This is a genomic window from Flagellimonas sp. CMM7, from assembly GCF_021390195.1.
In the GTDB taxonomy this organism is placed as follows: Bacteria; Bacteroidota; Bacteroidia; order Flavobacteriales; family Flavobacteriaceae; genus Flagellimonas.
The window spans coordinates 2,139,413-2,159,853 of sequence record NZ_CP090003.1; the positions used below are offsets into that span (position 1 = coordinate 2,139,413).

The window sequence follows — 20,441 nt, forward strand, 5'->3', positions numbered from 1 at the left end:
ATATGGAAAAGACACAAACAGTTTTAGTTACTGGAGCAACTAGCGGTATAGGCAAAGCAACTGCAGAGTTATTAGCTAAGCATGGGTTTAATTTAATTCTTTGCGGACGTAGACAAGAAAGGTTGGATACCCTTCAAGAATATTTAGGAAGAAATACAGATGTTCATACCCTTAACTTTGACATAAGGGATAAAGAGGCTGTGTTTAAAGCTATTGAGACTTTGCCAGCTTCATTTTCCCAAATAGATGTCTTAATCAATAATGCAGGGAATGCACATGGTCTAGATACCATTGATGAAGGAAGTTTGGACGATTGGGATGCCATGTTGGACATTAATGTAAAAGGCTTGTTATATGTTTCAAAAGCAATAGTGCCGCAAATGGTAAAGCGTAAATCTGGTCATATTGTAAATATAGGATCTACTGCGGGCAAAGAAGTATACCCCAAAGGGAACGTGTATTGCGCAAGCAAGCATGCCGTAGATGCTATCAATCAAGGAATGCGATTGGATTTAAATGCCTATGGTATTAGAGTAGGAGCCATAAATCCAGGGTTGGTTGAGACAGAATTTAGTAATGTGCGTTTTAAGGGAGACTCGGATAGAGCTGAAAAAGTATATCAAGGATTTCAACCTCTAAAGCCAGGAGATATTGCGGATATTATACATTTTACCATTACCCGCCCTTACCATGTCAACATTGCAGATTTAGTGGTTATGCCTACTGCGCAGGCCAGTAGTACCATTGTGAAGAAGGAGTTATGATCAATAAACGCCTGCTGGTTAAGAATCTTTTAGCGCATAATGATGAGAATAGTTTTTATGACAAAAAGAGATTTATATCCATAGGTGAAAAAGAAGGAAAAGCAAAGTTTTTAAAACACGTTTGCGCGCTGGCAAACAGCAATCCAATAAACAACTCTTTTATTGTAATAGGCGTTGAAGATGAGGATAATAAAATAGTTGGTGTTGATTTTTTTGATGATAGCAAGATTCAAAATTTGGTAAACGCGTATTTGGATAACCCACCCATTATTTCCTATGAAAACATACCTTTTCCGCATTTGCCCGAGGGCAAAGTAGTAGGCTTGGTCACTATAAAATCGAATGGAAAAATCTGTGCACTTCGAAAGAACATATGGAAATATTATGGAGGAGCGGTGTTCTTCAGGGAAGGAAGCATTAGTTTGCCCAAGGCCTTTGACATTGAGCTCAAGGATATTAATTCAGAGGCAGTTGCTACCATAGAACAACATGCTAGGAACAATATTGAATTGACTCTGGATGGGGTCATTAATTTCATCAATAGTAGACATGCAGACCTCACCAGCGATTATAAAGTGTTTAAAGAACAATTTGTGGTTTGCTGGGCGGGAAACAAGAAAAAAGTCAATAATAAGACCTACTATTCCAGAGTGGATATTGAATTAATTAATGAACAGGTGAAATTGTTTTATTCTGCACTGGATGAAATTACCATTACTTATGATGATGATTCATTTAGTACTTTGGAATATGTGCAATTGGGATTGGGGTCACAACAAAAATATTATCCTTTGGAGCAGATGCTCATTACTTTTTCTGACAATGGCAAATACACCATCAATAGTGAATTGATTTTTGAACCCCCTCAATATGATAAAAAGACTTTGCACCATGTTTTTAATACCAACAACACCCTATTGCAAAAGCTTGAAAAGAAAATCAAATTAAATAAAGCTGAGGAAATTGACCTAACACATTTGCCTGCCACCACTCTTATCTGTTATCTAAATGGATTTGAGGAAGCAAAAGAACAAATGGAACAAGCACGTGCATTATTGAAAATTGCTAATGAAAGGGTCTATACATCACTTAAAGAATCATTACGAATCTTAAGAAAAGTAAGGTACAACTAGGTTTTTTTCAACCATAGAATTTGATAAGGGAATACCTCTAATAGTCCGCTTTTGATAGCTATTTTTTTGTCTGACACCAAGTCTTTTGGCTCCCCTTTGGTAAAATAACCAAGCTTAAGAATCCAACTTGCTTCTACAACTTGCGGTTTTTCATCAAAATTGCAAATAACCAATAGTCCTTCGTTGGAATTCCCCGTTCTTTCAAAAACTAAAATATGGTCATTGCCTGTATTATGTAAGGTTAAATTATTACTATCCGCAAAAACAGGGGTTTCCTTCCTAATGGCAATCAATTTTTGCAGTGTTTTGAATATTTTGGACTGAGGAAGTTTTTTGGTATTTACTTTTGAAATAGTTTCCCAATCTTGTTTTGGTCTATTTACCCAGCGGCTATCTTCTTTTTTTGAGGTTTCCTTTAAAAAGGAATAATCGTTTAGAGCACCGATTTCATCCCCTGCATAAATCATAGGAATGCCACCATAAGCGAGAATTACGCCATGGAACATTATAATTTTTGCAATAGCGTCCTTGATTAAAGCATTATCCTTTTCATTCAACCCTTTTTCTAAACCTAACAATGAGGCTGCACTACCAGTAATTCTACCATCTCCGGTCTTAGGATTGTACATGAACATTAAACCAACGGCATCTGACCAATCCAAACGTTGGCAATAGTAATCCAGCAAAAATTTTCGATGTTGTTGTGGGTTCCAACCAATTTCCTCAATAAACTGGTTTTCGTACCCCAATCCAATATCATCATGGCACCTAATGTAGTTGATCCAAGTACAGTCCTTGGGTTTTGCAGGCACATTGGTAAGACTTTTATAAAGTAAGATTGTTTTTTTTGTGGCCGCGGAATTCCATAACAACGCCATTAAAGAAGCATTGTATGCAACTTCGCATTCGTTCCCTTTCTTTTGATTTTCACCAAAATATTTAATAATCTGGGTTGGAGCAACAATAGCCTCGGCCAAGAATATGGTTCCTGGAGCCACTACTTGTAAACACATTCTAAACAAAGCAATGATGTTATGGGCTTCTGGGAGGTTTTGAGATATGGTGCCCATCTTTTTCCAAAGAAAGGCCAAAGCATCAAAACGTACCAAATCCACACCCATATTGGACAATTTCACCAAGTTGGTCAACATTTCCATGAAAACCTCTGGATTGGTATAGTTCAAATCCCATTGATAGCTGTTGAAAACCGTCATTACCCAATGATCCATTTCAGAAATGTAAGTGAAGTTCCCGGGCGAAGTTTCTGGAAAAACTTCTGGCATGGATTTTTCAAACTCCTTTGGAATTGTGTCATTTTCGAAAGTATAGTAGTACCCCTGGTATTTTTTGTCACCTTTTGTAGCTTTCTTTGCCCAAGAAAACTCATTGGAGGTGTGATTGACCACAAAATCCAACATCAAGAACATATCTTGCTTTCGGAGCTCTTTCGTTAATTCCAGAAGGTCTTCTTTAGTACCATATTTTTTGTCCACTTGAAGATAATTGTTCACGGCATAACCGCCATCGTTTTCTCCTTTGGGACGAGTAGTAATGGGCATAAGGTGCAAGAAATTGACCCCTAATTCTTTTAGATAAGGGAGTTTTGCTTTAAGCCCGTTTAAATCTTTGTTGAAATGCTCCACATATAATTGCATACCTACCATTTTCTCTGATTGGTACCAATTGCCCATCTCTAGCCTTTGCAAATCTTGATTCATTAATTCTGATGGACGCAAAGCAAATAGCTTGGGTAGAAGATCTAATAATCTTGAAAAATCACCACTGTATTTCTCCTCTGGATATACAGAAAAAAATAGTTGTTGAATAAGATTTAAGTTCGTGGCAAGTCTAAGCTCAAAAAGAGCTTTTGGGTTCTTTTCCTCAAATTTTGATGAAATCAGTTTATGTAAGGTAGCTTGGTTCATTTAATTTTCAAGCTGCGATTTTGTTGGAAGAGCAACTATGGCTCCATAGTTGGTGGTGGTAATGGCGCCAGCTTTATTGGCTTTTTGCACCATTTTTAACAACAGTTCATAATCTTCAAAAACACGATTAAAGTTCCCTAGATCTGCAATTTGATACAATAGGCAACCTATAAAGGCGTCTCCCGCTCCCGTTGTATCCACTGGTTTTACTTTAATACTGGGAACTATTTTTTTGGTATTATTTGAACTTAGCAAAGTACCTTCTTTACCAAGGGTAATGGTTATGATCTTAGTGCCTGCTTCATGAAAAAAATCGCAAGCTTCATGAATATCTTTCTTTCCGGATAAAAGTTGTGCTTCCTCTAAACTGAACTTACACAAGTGTGATTTTTCAATAAAAGGCATACATTTTTTAATAAATTGCTGTTCATTTTCCTTCCACAGATCACCTCTAAAATTTGGATCGAAGCTTATGAACATTTCTTTGGTAAACGCATCAAACAAATATTTGCCATATGTTTTTTCCAAAGAACCACCTAAGAGGGCGGTGGCAGCTCCTAAGTGTAAAAGATTTCCTTGAAAATCCTTTCTTAAGGAGGGGTCATAAGTTAATTCTTTATCGGCTCCTCTACTAAATACAAAATCACGCTCCCCGTCTTCCGCCAAAGAAACAAAAGCAAGTGTAGTAAAAGTTTTGGATTGTTGTGCCAATGAAATATCGACACCTTCTTTTTTTACCACATTAAGTAAGAAGCTTCCAAATGGATCATCTCCTACACAGCCAATAAAGACTCCTTTTCCGCCAAGTTTGGCTATTGCACAGGCAACATTTGCCGGTGCGCCACCAGCTTTTTTGGTAAATTCAGTGGCTTTGGAAAGGTCATTTCCCTGCTTTTCAGCAACAAAATCTATCAAGAGTTCTCCAATGCAGAATACTTTTTTCATTCCAAGTATTGAAAATTTGGTATTCCAATGTAAGGAGAAAAAAAATGCTATTCCAAAATTTTATGTCCTATAACGGTAAAATAAGTGATTGTGGCATCTGAGCATAGGCTTTCTTTAGCCTTTGCTTCTAAGGTGATACCGTTTCCTAATTGTCCGGGATCAAAAAGAAAAACAACATCAAGTTTTTGTTCTTTAGAAGGTTTATTGGTGATACTACTTCCAGATTCTAGAATGTCAACCACCTCTACAGCAAAAATATGTTCCTTTTGTGAACCACAGATTTCTTTATTCGTTTCTGTAGTTCCAAGAATTTTGATTTGGAGCATTATTTCGTTAGGCCCCAATAACTGTTGTTCTAAAATAGTTTCTTCATTTTGATTGTTTTCTAAAAGGGTTATATCCTCTTTCTGATCACATGAATTACTCAATAAGAAAAGTGCCAACAAAATAAAAGGTTTCATAAGGGTTTAACTTTTAAGTATATACGCAATAAATCATTTAGTAGATGTTAAAAAAAAGGCGTGATTAGTTCACGCCTTTTTAACGAAGTTACTTAAGGCTTATTTTTTAATTATTTTGAAATTTTCGTTAGTGTTTAATCCTGTGATTTTTACAAAATAAATGCCAGCCGGGCTGTTGGACGCATTCCATATAATAGGCTTGGAACTGCTTGTTCCTTCCATTTCAAAAACTTTTTGACCTACCATGTTGAAGATTTGGGCACTTACCTTTTCATCTTCAGTGTTTTTTAGAGCAAAATAGAATTCGTCTGTAGAGGGATTAGGCCAAACCGCGGTAATCACTTCTGTCTCTAAAGTAGCTAGACTTTGAGAATTATCTTGACCTGCAACTCCAGAAGGAGCAATTTCGACGGCGGTATCTCCTGTAGACCCACTATCCACAGTTCCAAAAATTTGAAAAATTTGATCTTCAGGATCACCTCCAAAAACAAGATTTGTGGGAACCCAATCTATGGCACCGGTTCCAAACAAGTCGGCGGTATCCCTAAATAGATTACTGTTTCCAATTAATCCAGCTTGTGTTAACCAGAACCACTGGGTCTCATCTGGAAGAAAGTCAAGATTGGCATATACAGAAAGCCAGTACGTTCCAGATTCCAAAACTACTTGTTCTGGAAGATCCAAACTTAGATTAACATTTGTGGGAGCGGAAGTAGGCGCTATAGCTCCACTATCATAGATTATTGCTCCTGGGAAACCTCCGTTATTCTCATAGATTACAACATTAGCACTTGTCAACAAGGGGCTGTTATTTGCACCTCCAAAGGCTACCACGCTATTAATGGTCCACTGACTTCCTTCAGGGATTATGAAATCATCTGCAGACTGTAATAGTGCTCCACCAAAATCTGGTATCAGTTGTGAAGGGGTACTGCTGGTTGATACATCGTTTTGCTCATAAATAGGGAACTCTGTAAGTGTAACCGTAAATCCTTCCGCAACCTGTTCCCTACCTGAAGTTGCTATAAGTCCAATAGCTGCTGAGCCGTCAGAATCTGGAGCAAATGAAAGAGAAATCATATCTCCATCTAACACAGCTGTTACCAAATCTGGATTTGAGTTGGTGAGTTCAACGGAAATTGGCCTTCCCCTAGAATTGACAAATAAGTCTTTTACATTGACTTCTCTATCTGCACTGTTTAAGGGTAAAACCAAATCAGGTAACAGATACGCATTACTAAGCTTTGCTTCGGGGGAACGAGATGCGTAGAATTGCGCATTGTAAACCCCATTCCCATGTGCGGCTACAGCAACAAAACCATCTTCTCTTGTTCTAACTTGAGGTACAACAACATTGCCTACAATGGCAGGCTCCCTAAACCAGCGTGTGCGGTCTCCATTTAAATAGAAAGAAGCATACAGTCCAGTACTTGTGCCAGCAAAATAAATGTTATTGTTTCCACTTATGGCAAACCACCTAACCGAAGGGCCGTTTCCAGTTCCATCCTTATTTTCCTCTAAATTACCGCTAATACTTTCCCAAGTCTCCCCTGCATTTTTACTCATGAAAATACTTTGGATATTATAATTGGAGAAAACAGCTATAACACGATCTGAGTTAGTGGGGTCAACATAAATTTGATTAATGTTTCCCTCAGGGAGTCCTTTTCCAGAAGAAATGTCCACTGGCGATTGGTCATCAATATTTGCATTTTCCATTTTAAAAATCAAGCCACTAGAAGTACCATAATACAGTCTATTGGCGACAGGGAATTTTGAAATATCCAATCCCGAAATAATAGAACCATCTGGGGTTGCGGTTTGTGTCTGCTCAGCCCAATTTACAGAGGTTGGAGCATTTGAAAACAAAGGGATTTCATCTAAATTGTTGTTTCTCCACATGCGATCGCCCGCAGGCATATACATAATATTGTCATTGATTGGATCTAATACAAAGGGAGCTACAAAGTCAAATCCACTTGCACCAGATGGTTGTACACGGGTGAAGGAGACAAACTCTCCAGTTTCATCAAAGTTAAAACGGAATACTACACCAAATTGCGCAGAAACATAGCGGGTAAGACCGCCATCTGCTATGGCATTAAATGAACCATCACCACCAAAATCTTCTTCCCATGGCTCATTTTTATTTAATGAATTGGTAAACCAACTTCCATTGTCCTGGAAACCTGCAACAATATCTTGGCTATTGCCTTCTGGGTCTATGGCAATGGCATATGGTTGGGTTGTAATGTAACTGTTGTTTAAAGATGTCCAACTAACGGGTTCGGTGTTTATCGTAATATCCTCAGTGACCTGCACTCCACCATCATTGGCCGATATGGCTTTGTTTGGATTGGAAGGCAAGAAAACCAAATTATGCTGATCGGGATGGTGATTAGGATAAAGTCCAAAACTATCGCTGAAAATGGTATAACCTCCTATCCATCCTTCAAAACCTGTAGGAGTTGTAAAGCCCGTTTCGGATCGGTAGAGGTTGGTGCCTCCTAAGAATACTAAATCTGGGTTTGTAGGGTGTACCTTAATAATCATGTTATAAGCACCTTGAAGATCTAAATCACCTGCCAATCCTCCAATGTTAGTAGGAAGGTTTGCGGTTAAATCGACCCATTGCTCTTCCGGGGTTACTGCATCTGCCTGGTACCTCCAAAGAAATGCCTCGCCAGCATTGCTTAAATCATAAGAAAAGAAAAAGACGCGATTTTCATCTGATGGATCATAGGCCATAACTGTTCTTCCAAAAGATGGAAATAAACCTTCCGGTGTTATGTTGGTCCAAGTGTCCCCATCTTGTGAGGTATAGAATCCAGCATTTTCAGCTCCAAATATATCGACAGTGCCATAAATAGTTCCGTTAGGGGTGATAATGACTTCAGTTTGACTATCAAATCCACTTGGTAGAACTTCTTCAAAAGATCGCGCACCATTTTTAGAACGGAACAGGCCATCAAAAGTAGCAGCATAAACATTGCCATTTGCAGGATGCACGGCAATGCTGTTGATTAAATCAAAAGAGGTAATTGAGGTTACATCGTTGTCAGAAGTGTTTCGCATTCTAAACCAACTTCTCCCATTATTGTAAGATTTATAAATTCCGGATCCTTGATAAAACGCTCCTGGTGCCCCAGCTGAGTTCCCGTAACGCTCGCCCGATGCATAATACCAAATATTTTGACGGTTCTTTCTTGGGTCTTGTACAATGCCCGTAATACTTGGGTTCTGCCATTTTCTGGTAACCCTTCTCCAAGTTTCTCCAGCGTTTGTAGAACGCCAAAGCCCTCCTGAAACTCCACCGGCTAAAATGGTATTCTCGTTCCTTCTATCAATGGCCAAGGCTCTCGTTCTTCCACCTACATTAGCGGGGCCTCTCCCTCTAAAATAGAAAAATCGCTTTTTTGAAGCTTCGCCACCATAGGTTTTTGACATTTGTTGTTGAATGTCGGTAGAGTCAATTTTACCAGAGAATTCGGCAGTTCGCTCAAGAATATTTTCTGGAATTTTTTTGGTAAATGGATCTTGTACTTGTCTATATTCATAAGCCAACCTATCCATAGCGCGATCGCCAACTGCTTTTGGTTTGGCACCAACAGGTCCTTTTTTACTATCATAGAGCTTGGACTTTTTGTAAAGGTCATGTCCTTTTTGAGGGGCATGATCATGTGTTTTTTTCAAATTTTGGGCCTGTACTCCAGAAAGAAGGAGAAAAAAAGCCGCGAAAAATGAAAGTAGTGGTGTAGTGAGTAGTAGTTTTTTCATATAGTTGAGATTAAATGAGTTAGCCTTTCAATATAATAAAAAATAAAAGTAATGCTGAAATATTCTTACAAGTTTCGATGAAATACGCTGTTAACTATATGCTAATACCATGTTAAAAATCATAGTATCATAATTGATCATCTAAACTTTGCATAGCTTTTTAATAGCAGTATTTATTTGTTGTGTATCATTGCTCAAAATTTACCATATGAGGACCTTGGTTATAGGTGATGTCCATTCAGGATTAAGAGCTTTGGAACAACTTATTGTTAGGGCTAAAGTGACCCGGGAAGATCACCTAATTTTCCTAGGAGATTATGTGGATGCCTGGAGCAGCGCTGTGGAAACCATTGATTTTTTAATTAAGCTTAAAGATGATTTCAAATGCACCTTTATTAGGGGAAACCATGATGAACTTTGTAGGGAATGGCTTTTGACCAAAGAAGAAAACCCACAATGGCTTGCCCATGGGGGAACGGCAACCAGAGACTCATACCTAAGGGCAGCTAGAGAAAACTGGGACACTCACCTTGAGTTTTACGCTCAATTGGAAAACTATTATCTGGATGATGACAATAGACTTTACCTTCATGCAGGTTATACAAATTTAAAAGGAGTGGCTTTTGAATATTTTGACCAATTGTTCTATTGGGACAGAACTTTGTGGGAGTTGGCCAAAGCAATAGATCCAGCATTAAAACCAGAAGACAGATACTTTCCAAAAAGGCTGACTCACTACAAAGAGATTTTCATTGGCCATACACCACTTTCCAAAAAAGATGTTGTTTCTCCTCAGAGTGGAGCCAATGTTTGGAACGTAGACACTGGTGCTGCTTTCATGGGAGCCTTAACAATGATGGACGTGGATACAAAAGAGTTTTGGCAAAGCGACCCCGTGCATACTTTTTATCCTGGAGAAAAGGGCAGAAACTAGCACAATAACACAGTTTATTGGATTTTAATAAAGACCTTTACCAAAAACAATTATATGTCATTAAAAAATATTCGGTTAGAAGTTATGGAAGCCATAGAACCAAAAGTACAGGGCTTTATGGACTCATTTCTTATACCCATAGAAGATATATGGCAACCGAGTGATTTTTTACCAGATTCCCAGAACGAAAATTTCTTTGCGGAGACCGAGCAAATTCGAGAAGAAGCGAAAGAACTTGGATATGATTTTTGGGTTACTTTGGTTGCGGACACCATTACTGAAGAGGCCTTGCCTACATATGAATCCTGGTTGATGGATGTTGAGGGGATAGACCAACATAGCGGAAAGGAAAATGGTTGGAGCAAATGGGTGAGAGCTTGGACGGCAGAGGAAAATAGGCATGGGGATGTACTAAACAAATACTTGTATTTATCTGGGCGAGTAAATATGAGAGAAATAGAAATTACAACGCAACATTTAATATCTGATGGTTTCGACATTGGAACCGATAGAGACCCCTATAAAAACTTTGTCTATACCACTTTTCAGGAGCTGGCCACTAATATTTCCCATAAACGAGTTGGGAAAATGGCCAAGGAAAAAGGAAATGCGCTATTAGGAAAAATGTGTAATATTATCGCAGGTGATGAGATGAGACACCATTTAGCCTATCGAGAATTTGTGAAAACAATTCTAGGACAGGACCCTAATGGAATGATAGAGGCTTTTGCTGATATGATGAAGAAAAAGATTGTAATGCCTGCTCACTTCTTAAGAGAATCTGGAGATAGTATTGGTTCAGCATTTGAACAATTTTCAGATTGTGCTCAGCGACTTGGGGTGTACACGGCACAAGATTATATCGAAATTTTAAAGAAGTTAAATGATTACTGGGAGGTAGGAAATTTAAGAGGACTTTCTGAACAAGCGGAAAAAGCTCGTGATTATTTGATGAAACTTCCTGATAGACTTCAACGCATTTCTGAACGAATGCAATTTGGCCAAGACCAACATAAATTTAAATGGGTCGAAGCAAATGGGATGTTATAAAACAAAAACCGGCCAATTGGCCGGTTTTTTTATGCTCAAAACTGAAATCAGAACTTGCCGGCCTTATGCTTAATTTGCCATTTGGACAAATCTTTCCATTGCCCTTCATAGGCCATTTTTGCTTGCATAGGCCATGATGCAGGGTCATGGATTCTATATCTATCCCCTCCAGAATCCAGTACTTCTTGACATTTAATTGTAGACGCTTCAGAAAGTGCTTTCCATGTTTTTATATTAAAGTTGTGAAATAGCCCTTCAATTTTAGGGCCAATACCTTCAACTATTTTTAGATCATCTTCTTTTATTCTTTTCCCCATTGCTGCTTTTGCCTCAGTAGCATCAAAGACCTGAGTTGTGGGTTCATTTGCGGTTAAAGAAGAAGCAATATTTGCAGGTTTTTCTTTGGTATCTTTAGTTGAGACCTTTTTGTTACAGGCAGCCAGATCGGTCTTTAGCTTTGTGTTTTCTGCTTCCAATTTTTTAACGTCGATAGAAGTATCAACAACCGAGGCATTCTTGCTTTTTCCAATAAGATACCCAAGAACTCCTGAGATGATTCCAACTAACGCAGGAATAATCCAGCACCAGATATTTAGACTTTCAAAATTCATTTTCTATTGTTTTATAGTTGAGTAATTAGTTTATTGTTGAGGGTTCCTCTTCTTGTTTGGAAATGCTATATGTGATCGGCCCTAAAAGAACGTCATCATGGGAAATCATATTTTCTTTTAGTTCTCCCGCAGTATTGATTTGTGCTGATGGAATACCACTTAGCATTAGGTGATTTTTAACTGAATTGGCCCTTGCCAATCCTAAATTGGAAAATGAAGTGTAATTCTCTTCATTACTTGAGTAAAAGCCTGTAAGGTCAATTGTTCTCTGTTCGTTAGAACTTAGATAATCTTTTAGACTGACAATACCATCTTTTAGGTCACTTGAAATAGGCATTAAGAAGGAAGGATTGGAAACATTGAAGTTGAAGTTTTCTTTTGCTTCATAAGAATAATCGCCATCGCTAACTAAAAAAGGATAAGTTGGGGATGTTATTATCGATTTTATAGGGCTAATTCCTTCTTGATTCCTTGCAATCCTACATTCACTACAAAGATTCCAGTAGAGAAATGTTCCAATAATGACTACAGCAAGTATCCCCAGTAAATAGGTGGTCTTTCTTGTCATTAGTAAATGATTTTTAGTGATTAGAACAGCAAAGTATTAAAAAAATGCTAAAAACAAAGGTTTAACTAAAAGAATTTGAGAGGATTAGACTCTAAAAAAAGATGAGGTCATCAATTTTCTGAAAACAGAAGATGTACTAAAAATTGCCAATCATACACTTTTTAAGACCAATGATAACATGGCAGATAAAATGTAAAATAAATATGCTGAACTTAGATTTATATTAGGTAAGAAACCCTATTTCTCCCGACAAAGTTCCGGCACTGAAATGGGGTTTAATTTAAGTTTGAGTTAGTTAAGTTGGTTTTAAAGACCGCCAATTCTAAGTTCATCGGGAATGGCGGCCTTTTCTTTTTTACAAGTCAAATTTTATACCTTGAGCTAGAGGCAATTCAGTTGTATAATTAATAGTATTTGTCTGTCTTCTCATATACACCTTCCAAGCATCCGAACCACTTTCACGTCCACCGCCTGTCTCTTTTTCTCCTCCAAAGGCACCACCTATTTCTGCACCAGATGTTCCAATATTTACATTGGCAATACCACAGTCGCTACCCCAAGCAGACAGAAAACGCTCTGCCTCGCGAAGGTTGTTGGTCATAATAGCTGAGGAGAGACCTTGTACCACACCATTTTGAATGGCAATGGCATTTTCTACATCCCCTGAATATTTTAACAGGTACAGTACTGGAGCAAAAGTCTCATGCTGTACAATTTCGAAATTATTCTGGGCTTCAGCAATGGCGGGTTTTACATAACAACCGCTTTCATAACCTTCACCATCTAGAACGCCTCCCTCTACAATGATTTTTCCTCCTTCTTCAACTACTTTCTCCAATGCTTTTTTATACATGGAAACAGCATCAGTATCAATTAAAGGACCAACGTGATTGTTCTCGTCTAACGGATTTCCAATGCGTAACTGTTGGTAGGCAGCTACTACGGCATCTTTAACCTTATCATAGATGGAATCATGAATAATTAATCTTCTTGTTGAGGTACAACGTTGTCCTGCTGTTCCCACCGCACCAAAAACAGCGCCAATGACTGTCATTTTAATATCAGCATCTGGAGTTACAATAATGGCATTGTTACCACCAAGTTCCAACAAAGATTTACCTAATCTCGCCGCCACTGCTTGTGCAACTATTTTTCCCATACGAATAGAACCTGTGGCAGAAACCAAAGGAATTCTATTGTCTTGGGTCATCATTTCACCAACTTTATAATCCCCATTTATTAGACAGGAAATGCCTTCTGGCAAACCATTTGCCTTAAATACTTCAGCAGCTATGTTTTGGCAAGCAATGCCACACATAGGAGTTTTTTCAGATGGTTTCCAAACACATACATCACCACAAATCCATGCTAGAGCCGTGTTCCAAGCCCAAACAGCAACCGGAAAATTAAAGGCGGAAATAATTCCTACTACCCCTAAGGAATGATATTGTTCGTACATTCTGTGTCCAGGACGTTCTGAATGCATGGTCAATCCGTGCAATTGTCTTGAAAGGCCGACTGCAAAATCACAGATATCTATCATTTCTTGGACCTCCCCCAATCCTTCTTGGTAAGACTTCCCCATTTCATAGGAAACCAGTTTGCCCAACGGTTCCTTGAGCTCTCGTAATTTTTCACCAAACTGCCTTACAATTTCTCCTCTTTGTGGTGCGGGCATCAAGCGCCATTCTTTAAAGGAGGAAGTAGCAGATTCCATCACTTTTTCATAATCTGACGGAGATGTGGTTTTTACCTTCCCGATAAGAGCTCCATCAACAGGAGAATAGGAAGAAATAATCTCGCCTGAGCCAAAGTTTTTTGACCCGGTAGATGTACCTTCATTTATTTCAGTTAACCCAAGTTGTTTTAGGGCCTCATTTATTCCAAAAGCAGTTGCAATTTTTGACATTTATAACTTTTTAAGCGTGTATTGTTATATTTTTCAAAACTACGAATAATCCTGACGTGTTCAAGCGAAGATTTTTTAAAGGAAATGATGAAGTAATAGCAATATAATTCCCACTAATGCTGGAAGCGCTTGTATTGTAAATATTTTTTTTGATGCCGTTGCTGCACCATAGATTCCAGCAACTGCAACACAACCAAGAAAAAACAGAGCAACATAAACTTGCCACAATGAATCGTGTATAAGAAGAGACCACACAAGCCCAGCTGCTAAAAACCCATTATAGAGTCCTTGGTTTGCCGCTAAGGTTTTGGTGGGTTCAAACAAATCTTCTGGAAAACTCCGGAATACTTTCTTGGCTTTGGTGGTCCAAGCAAACATCTCTAACCATAAAAAGTAAAAATGTAGAATGGCCACCACTACGATAATAAATTTTGCCGCTAGTAACATATATTAGTCTTTTGCTATAAATCGTTCATCAACGGGCATAATAGTTCCACAATTATTGCAGGTACGCAAGTCTTCAGAACTATAAAAATGCTTAAAATGACTTAAAAAATCTTTTTCAATATCATGTAACGTAAAGTAAGCTTCATACAATTTGTTGTTGCAGTTGTCACAAAACCACAGCAAGCCATCATCCACATTCATATCAGCTCTTTTCCGCTCTATAACTAAACCAATAGAGTCTTCATATCGTACAGGAGAGTGAGGTACTTTAGCTGGGTGCAGATACATATCACCAGGACCTAGCGTTAAGGTTCTTTTCTGTCCTTCTTCTTGAATATGAACTTCAATATTTCCTTCAAGCTGATAAAAAAGCTCTTCAGTCTCGTTATAATGATAATCTTTACGGGCATTGGGCCCCGCAACAATCATTACAATATAGTCGCCTGCATCTTTATACAAATTTCTGTTACCTACAGGGGGTTTAAGAAAGTGGCGGTTTTCTTCTATCCACTTGTTCAGATTAAAAGGTGCCTGAATAGCCATTGCCAAAGATTTTACGAAAGGTATAAAAAACCTTTATTGGAACATAGGGTTTAACAAAAAAGACCTGCGCAGCGCGCAGGTCTTTACCAAATATAATCTCTAAAACTTAATAAAATAGCTTCTTATTCCACTTGCATGAAAATCTGGGTAAAATAAGGTCTACCATCCTTGTCAAGCGTTATGCTCAATGTGGTATGCGTATATTCTCCTTCAATCGCCTCTTTATGCGAAGTACTTTCTAGCCAACCATCAAGGACCAACTCGGCAGTTGTGTAATATCTTGCTACATTCTCTCCTACATCCACAGCACCTATTTCCAATGCAATTTTTGAAGCTCTAGACTGAAAATTGTCATGACTGAGTGTTTTTTGCGCGATCATATAATTATTATGGTCTTCCGCGTACTCGTATGACGCGCTACTAGTTTGCAATGTACTTGCTCCTATTGATGCTCTATGTTCATTGATTAAAGCAAGAACTTCAGTTTCCATTGCTGATGGATTAATAATGACCTTTTCGTTTTCCAAAAAAGCTTCCTCAAATTTTTCTTCTTCAACAGAAGATGTTTTGCTGCACATGCTAAGTATCACTACAGATATTGCAACTAAAAAAGTGTAATATATTTTTTTCATTTCCGGGGGCAATTGCTGAGATGTGTTCTATGCATCTCATGTGTTCTAGAAGCTAAACTAGAAGGGAGGCGCTCTGGAGCCATAAAATCTCTATGTGATTGCTAATTAATCCGATGACTTGTAGAATTTGTCATAATATGATGGTTTATGGCACATTTGACTTTCCCATTTATCGGAAAAAGATGCCGTTTATATGATTGTGATATTCAAGGAAGTGAGCATTATTTTTGTCAAAAGAGTATAGGAATCAGTTTTCAGTTTCCTCTGACTCTTGTTCTTTATCCTGCAACACAAAAGAAAAAACGAAAGCGCCAATTTCTTTTACAGGTTCATAAAAGATAGATTCCTTTTTGGTGTCTTCATTTACAAAGTTTAAAGAAGAAGTAAGTCGTTCAAAGAAGACCAACAACGCCCCAATAATTATAGCAACTTTTAAGGCTCCAAAAACACCTCCAGCAATTTTGTTCAAAAGGCCAAGCATGGCAAAGTCGGCTATCTTGGTCAAGAACTTCCCTGCAAAATGTACTAGTAGGACAATAGCAAAAAAGGTAATTAAAAATGAAGTAATTTTTAGATATCGCTCATTCCAATTCATGTTTTCTGCAAGGTAGTCCCCAGCGATGTAAGAAAAATGAATGGCTCCATAAATACCCGCTATTAAGGCTACTAGAGATGCTATTTCAACAAAAAGCCCGTTTTTTAGGCCTTTGTAAAGACCCCAGACCAAAAGTATCCCTATAACAATATCCAAAAAGCTCATAAACGGGTTTTTAACAAATATAGGATATTGATTTGTACCTTTGAAGTTCCTAAAAAAGCACATGTCAAGAGACGAAAAACTAAAGGAACGTTGGGAACTGCTTGTAGAAAAACTGTCCAGTCAATTTGCTGATGGAGACCCTTTGGAAATGGATGGTATTATCTATCTGGTGGGGGTTCAGGAGCTGGGGAATTTTCATAGAAGTTTTAAGAAAGACGAAAAAGTCAATTTAATGCACATTGCCATTTGTAGGTTATTAGAACCTTATGGCTATTATGATTTTGATTTTTTTGATGATGAAGGTTGGCCACATTATAAGATTAAAGAACAATTGCCTCCATTGAAAGCCGGTGAACAATCAGTTTTAATGAAAGAAGCCTTGGTAAACTACTTTATTGAAAAGCAATACATAAATTAGAATGGAACTTCAAAAACCATATTACGCAGTAATTTTTACGAGCACTAGAACAGAGGGTGATAATGGATATGGAGAGATGTCCATTGAAATGGAAAAACTGGCACGGCAACAACCCGGTTTTTTGGATGTTGAAAGCGCAAGGGATGGAATTGGAATTACTGTTAGCTATTGGGAAAGCCTAGAAGCCATTACCGACTGGAAAGCAAATGTGGACCATAGGGTTGCCCAGAGAAATGGAATTAAGGAGTGGTACTCTTGGTATAAGGTTAGAATTTGTTTGGTAGAACGGGAGTATGATTTTAATCAGAATAAAAAGTAGCACAGTGTAGCATACTTTTTTGCATCTTTGTACAGCATTAAAAACAATATATTACTAAGATTTTTGGCAAGGTCTCAAGCTTCATTTTTGGGACTGGAAAATGAGTATGCCGAGTAGATTTAATATAAACTTAATCATGCCATTGATGTAAACGTTTACATTTTTATGTAATTTTGATGTTTGCCCCTTAATTAAACGTTGAACATATGAAAGAGAATATTCAATTTTCAAACTTAGATAGGAAAGACACCATTCAAAAAGTTTCAGAAGAAACGTTTGATTTGGTTGTTATTGGAGGAGGAATCACCGGTGGGGGAATTGCATTGGATGCCGCCTCTAGAGGAATGAAGGTTGCATTGTTGGAAAAAGGAGATTTTGCTTCAGGCACAAGTAGCAAATCAACTAAATTGATTCATGGAGGTTTAAGATATCTAAAACAGTTTGATTTTTGGTTGGTCAAAGAAGTAGGTTCAGAAAGAGCCATAGTGCATAAGTTAGCACCCCATCTAGTGCTTCCAGAAAAAATGTTGTTACCATTAATTGAAGGCGGTTCTTATGGTAAATGGTTAACTTCCATAGGGCTAAAAGTATATGATATTCTTGCCCAAGTTACTGGAGATGATAAAAGACAGATGTTGGAGAAAAAAGAGGCTTTGAAACTGGAACCTCTCTTACCTAAAAAAATATTAAATGGAGCTGGATATTATGCAGAGTATAGGACTGACGATTCTAGGCTGACGATCGAAAATATAAAAACCAGTTTACAGTATGGCGCTAAGGCCTTGAACTATGCTAAGGTCACGGATTTTATATATGAAAATGAACAAGTAGCAGGCGTTAAAGTAGAAGATGGAGTTACTGGAGAGGAGTTTGTCATAAAGTCAAAGTACGTCATTAGTGCTGCTGGTCCTTGGGTTGATGAGTTACGTAGCGTAAATAATTCTAAAAAAGGAAAACGACTTCACTTGACCAAAGGAGTACATTTAGTATTTCCAAGAGAAAAACTTCCTGTAAAACAATCAGTGTATTTTGATGTTCCTGATGGTAGAATGATGTTTGCCATTCCAAGGGGGAAAATCACTTATGTTGGAACTACAGATACCAATTTCAACTTGGACAAGGATAATATTAAAACCGATTTAGCCGATGCGATTTATTTAATTTCGGCGGTCAATAATATGTTCCCGAACATTAATTTGGAGATGGAAGACATTATTTCTTCATGGGCCGGGTTGCGCCCGTTGATACATGAAGAAGGAAAGTCTGCTTCAGAACTTTCTAGAAAAGATGAAATCTTCACTTCAGATACTGGACTCTTCAGCATAGCTGGGGGTAAATTGACGGGATATCGCAAAATGGCGGAACGTGTTGTCAACAGAATCGCCAAGAAAACGGAGGAAGATTACGAAACTAATATTCCGGAATGTACCACGGATAAGATTCCGCTGTGCGGAAGCGACTTCAAGAAATACAAGCATGTAAAAAAATACATTGAAGAAGTTTTTAATCGTATTAAAGAAGATGGTTTTACCGAGTATGATGCGTGGTATTTGGTGACCAATTATGGAAAACAGACCGAATCTATTTTAGAGAACTATGCTGCACTGAGGAACAAGGACGTTTACCTTAGAATGATTCGCGCCGAGGTACAATTTGCCATTGCCCATGAAATGGTTTTGAACCCAATGGACTTCTTTATTAGAAGAACGGGAAGGTTATATTTTGATATTGACAGTATCCGAAACTATATGGAGCCCATACAAGAAGAGTTTAAAAAAGCATTTGGGTATGATGCCGGACAACTTCAATCTTTTAAGGAGAAAATGGAGGAAGAACTGGAATCGCACTCCAATTTTTCATTGGAGCGCGTTTAATATTATAACCCCACCATTTCTTGTGCCCAACCAATAATTTTGTTGATGGTACCCTCATCCCATTTACCCTCTTTTCCTTCAAAAGAGTTTTTGGGACTTTCATGTATGGTGTTCCAATGGTCCAAACCGGGATACTCATATAGCAAATGATCTTGGTGTCCATTTCTTTCCAAGACTTCAATGATCATTTTATTGTCAAAAGATGACATGATCCAATCGTGGGCTCCCCTTAAAATTCTTACAGGGACCTTTATTTTCTCCCATTGTCCTGCTAAATCAATGTCCTGTAATTGTTGGTAATATTTAACGGGTCTACCATACATGTGTGCTGCAGAATGGTAGTTGTATTCGGCAAGTGCAGGGTATTCGTTTACCACTTCTTGATAGGTTTTCTTTTGGATCAACATTCCGTAGTAAAGAGGAATATAGTATTTGTTCATTTTTTCAACGATTTGAGACTCTGTATTTCCCTGAAACTGAAGAATGCGTCGTTCAATTTCCAACATATGCTCATACCATGTTTTAAAAAATGTTCCATCTGAGATGACCCCGGCCAATTCAAATTCGTTGGCCAAGAGTGGTGCTAAAGCGCTTCCCATACTGGATCCATACACCACAATGCGTGAGGAATCTACATATGGCTTAGCTTTCAAACTTTTAATGGCGGCTCTATACCCTTCCAAGTCGGTAACAAAATCAGATTGACCACAATCACCTTCGCTATCTCCCACACCAGGTTTTTCTATCCGCATAACCACCATCCCAGATTTTTCCACTAAATCTTTTATAGTTTGCACCCAATTTCCTTTTCTGCCGGGATACGTTTCAATACTAGAACAGCTCAACCCACCAATTAAAACTATTGCGGGTTGTTTGCCATTCTTTTTGGGCTTTGTAATAATTGTTCTTTGTGTAATTCCGTAGGTACTTGTTATCTCTTCATAAAAAGTGTCGAGTCCACTGTGTTTTTCTTTTTCAACAGGACTAAATTGAACCATTTTGGTTACAGAACCTGTATTTCTTATTGCTTTTATCTTTGTAGGTTTATTGGCTCTAAGACCATAAGAAACAGCGCTCCAAACCTCATCATCTTTTATTAAAACACCTCCCACTTCAATAATGATATCGTTAGGTAAAAACCCTGCCTTTGCAAGTGGGCTGTTATTGTTCACTTCAATAATTTGAACACCCGGCACACCAGCTTTTGGGCCACTAATTTTTGCTTCCCAAGAGCTTCTTCTATTGAGTGTTTGAGATTTTAGACTTGGTATTGAAAAAAGAACAATAAGACTAAAGAGCAACAATCTGTTTTTAAATTTCATCGACTTGGATTTAAGTTTTCTTTAAAATTAGATTGCCTATTTTTAGCTT

Annotated in this window: 19 protein-coding genes; 7 read left to right on the top strand and 12 right to left on the bottom strand. The window is 37.9% G+C overall.

The window, feature by feature from the left end:
* Positions 1–2: 2 nt before the first annotated feature.
* Together LV704_RS09750 and LV704_RS09755 are read left to right on the top strand one after the other, a co-directional pair.
* Positions 3–764: an SDR family NAD(P)-dependent oxidoreductase gene (locus LV704_RS09750; protein ID WP_163420566.1), complete on the top strand. Its 762-nt coding sequence runs from the start codon at positions 3–5 to the stop codon at positions 762–764.
* Positions 761–1,897, top strand: coding sequence for an ATP-binding protein (locus LV704_RS09755; protein WP_163420565.1), 1,137 nt, complete (start codon positions 761–763; stop codon positions 1,895–1,897). The genes LV704_RS09750 and LV704_RS09755 overlap by 4 nt, the downstream gene beginning before the upstream one ends.
* Here LV704_RS09755 and LV704_RS09760 read toward each other — a convergent pair.
* From LV704_RS09760 to LV704_RS09775, 4 genes are all read right to left on the bottom strand, one after another.
* Positions 1,894–3,822 (bottom strand): amylosucrase, encoded by a 1,929-nt coding sequence (locus LV704_RS09760; RefSeq protein WP_163420564.1) that lies wholly within the window; start codon positions 3,820–3,822, stop codon positions 1,894–1,896. The genes LV704_RS09755 and LV704_RS09760 overlap by 4 nt on opposite strands.
* Entirely contained in the window at positions 3,823–4,767 is a 945-nt protein-coding gene (locus tag LV704_RS09765) for a carbohydrate kinase (protein WP_163420563.1), read from the bottom strand. It abuts the gene before it with no gap.
* Positions 4,768–4,814: 47 nt separating this feature from the next.
* Positions 4,815–5,228, bottom strand: a complete 414-nt coding sequence (locus LV704_RS09770) for a hypothetical protein (RefSeq protein WP_163420562.1) — start codon at positions 5,226–5,228, stop codon at positions 4,815–4,817.
* 99 nt (positions 5,229–5,327) lie between these two features.
* Complete coding sequence (locus LV704_RS09775; protein WP_163420561.1) at positions 5,328–9,005, bottom strand: T9SS type A sorting domain-containing protein; 3,678 nt, start codon at positions 9,003–9,005, stop codon at positions 5,328–5,330.
* A 208-nt stretch (positions 9,006–9,213) separates the two neighbouring features.
* Here LV704_RS09775 and LV704_RS09780 point away from each other — a divergent pair, with 208 nt between their 5' ends.
* Both LV704_RS09780 and LV704_RS09785 read left to right on the top strand, forming a co-directional pair.
* On the top strand, positions 9,214–9,939 hold the full coding sequence (locus tag LV704_RS09780; RefSeq protein ID WP_163420560.1) for a metallophosphoesterase: 726 nt from the start codon (positions 9,214–9,216) through the stop codon (positions 9,937–9,939).
* A 54-nt stretch (positions 9,940–9,993) separates the two neighbouring features.
* Complete coding sequence (locus tag LV704_RS09785; protein WP_163420559.1) at positions 9,994–10,989, top strand: acyl-ACP desaturase; 996 nt, start codon at positions 9,994–9,996, stop codon at positions 10,987–10,989.
* A gap of 47 nt (positions 10,990–11,036) precedes the next feature.
* On the opposite strand, the gene LV704_RS09790 is transcribed toward LV704_RS09785, so the two are convergent.
* The 7 genes from LV704_RS09790 to LV704_RS09820 all read right to left on the bottom strand — a co-directional run bounded on the left by LV704_RS09790 (position 11,037) and on the right by LV704_RS09820 (position 16,459).
* Entirely contained in the window at positions 11,037–11,600 is a 564-nt protein-coding gene (locus LV704_RS09790; RefSeq protein WP_163420558.1) for a hypothetical protein, read from the bottom strand.
* 25 nt (positions 11,601–11,625) lie between these two features.
* Positions 11,626–12,168: an OmpA family protein gene (locus tag LV704_RS09795; protein ID WP_163420557.1), complete on the bottom strand. Its 543-nt coding sequence runs from the start codon at positions 12,166–12,168 to the stop codon at positions 11,626–11,628.
* A gap of 355 nt (positions 12,169–12,523) precedes the next feature.
* The gene (locus tag LV704_RS09800; protein WP_163420556.1) at positions 12,524–14,077 is read right to left on the bottom strand and encodes an aldehyde dehydrogenase family protein; all 1,554 of its coding nucleotides are present in this window, start codon (positions 14,075–14,077) and stop codon (positions 12,524–12,526) included.
* A 75-nt stretch (positions 14,078–14,152) separates the two neighbouring features.
* On the bottom strand, positions 14,153–14,524 hold the full coding sequence (locus LV704_RS09805) for a DUF1304 domain-containing protein (protein WP_163420555.1): 372 nt from the start codon (positions 14,522–14,524) through the stop codon (positions 14,153–14,155).
* 3 nt (positions 14,525–14,527) lie between these two features.
* Positions 14,528–15,067 (bottom strand): 3-hydroxyanthranilate 3,4-dioxygenase, encoded by a 540-nt coding sequence (locus LV704_RS09810; RefSeq protein WP_163420554.1) that lies wholly within the window; start codon positions 15,065–15,067, stop codon positions 14,528–14,530.
* A gap of 122 nt (positions 15,068–15,189) precedes the next feature.
* Positions 15,190–15,699, bottom strand: a complete 510-nt coding sequence (locus LV704_RS09815; RefSeq protein WP_163420553.1) for a CAP domain-containing protein — start codon at positions 15,697–15,699, stop codon at positions 15,190–15,192.
* 247 nt (positions 15,700–15,946) lie between these two features.
* Entirely contained in the window at positions 15,947–16,459 is a 513-nt protein-coding gene (locus LV704_RS09820) for a CvpA family protein (RefSeq protein WP_163420552.1), read from the bottom strand.
* Between the two features lie 61 nt (positions 16,460–16,520).
* Between LV704_RS09820 and LV704_RS09825 the strand changes: the two genes are divergently transcribed.
* The 3 genes from LV704_RS09825 (at position 16,521) to LV704_RS09835 (ending at position 19,070) form a co-directional block, all read left to right on the top strand.
* Positions 16,521–16,877: a hypothetical protein gene (locus LV704_RS09825; RefSeq protein ID WP_163420551.1), complete on the top strand. Its 357-nt coding sequence runs from the start codon at positions 16,521–16,523 to the stop codon at positions 16,875–16,877.
* Position 16,878: 1 nt separating this feature from the next.
* Entirely contained in the window at positions 16,879–17,196 is a 318-nt protein-coding gene (locus LV704_RS09830) for an antibiotic biosynthesis monooxygenase (RefSeq protein ID WP_163420550.1), read from the top strand.
* Between the two features lie 206 nt (positions 17,197–17,402).
* Positions 17,403–19,070, top strand: coding sequence for a glycerol-3-phosphate dehydrogenase/oxidase (locus LV704_RS09835; RefSeq protein ID WP_163420549.1), 1,668 nt, complete (start codon positions 17,403–17,405; stop codon positions 19,068–19,070).
* A gap of 2 nt (positions 19,071–19,072) precedes the next feature.
* On the opposite strand, the gene LV704_RS09840 is transcribed toward LV704_RS09835, so the two are convergent.
* Entirely contained in the window at positions 19,073–20,392 is a 1,320-nt protein-coding gene (locus LV704_RS09840) for a serine aminopeptidase domain-containing protein (RefSeq protein ID WP_163420548.1), read from the bottom strand.
* Positions 20,393–20,441 lie beyond the last annotated feature (49 nt).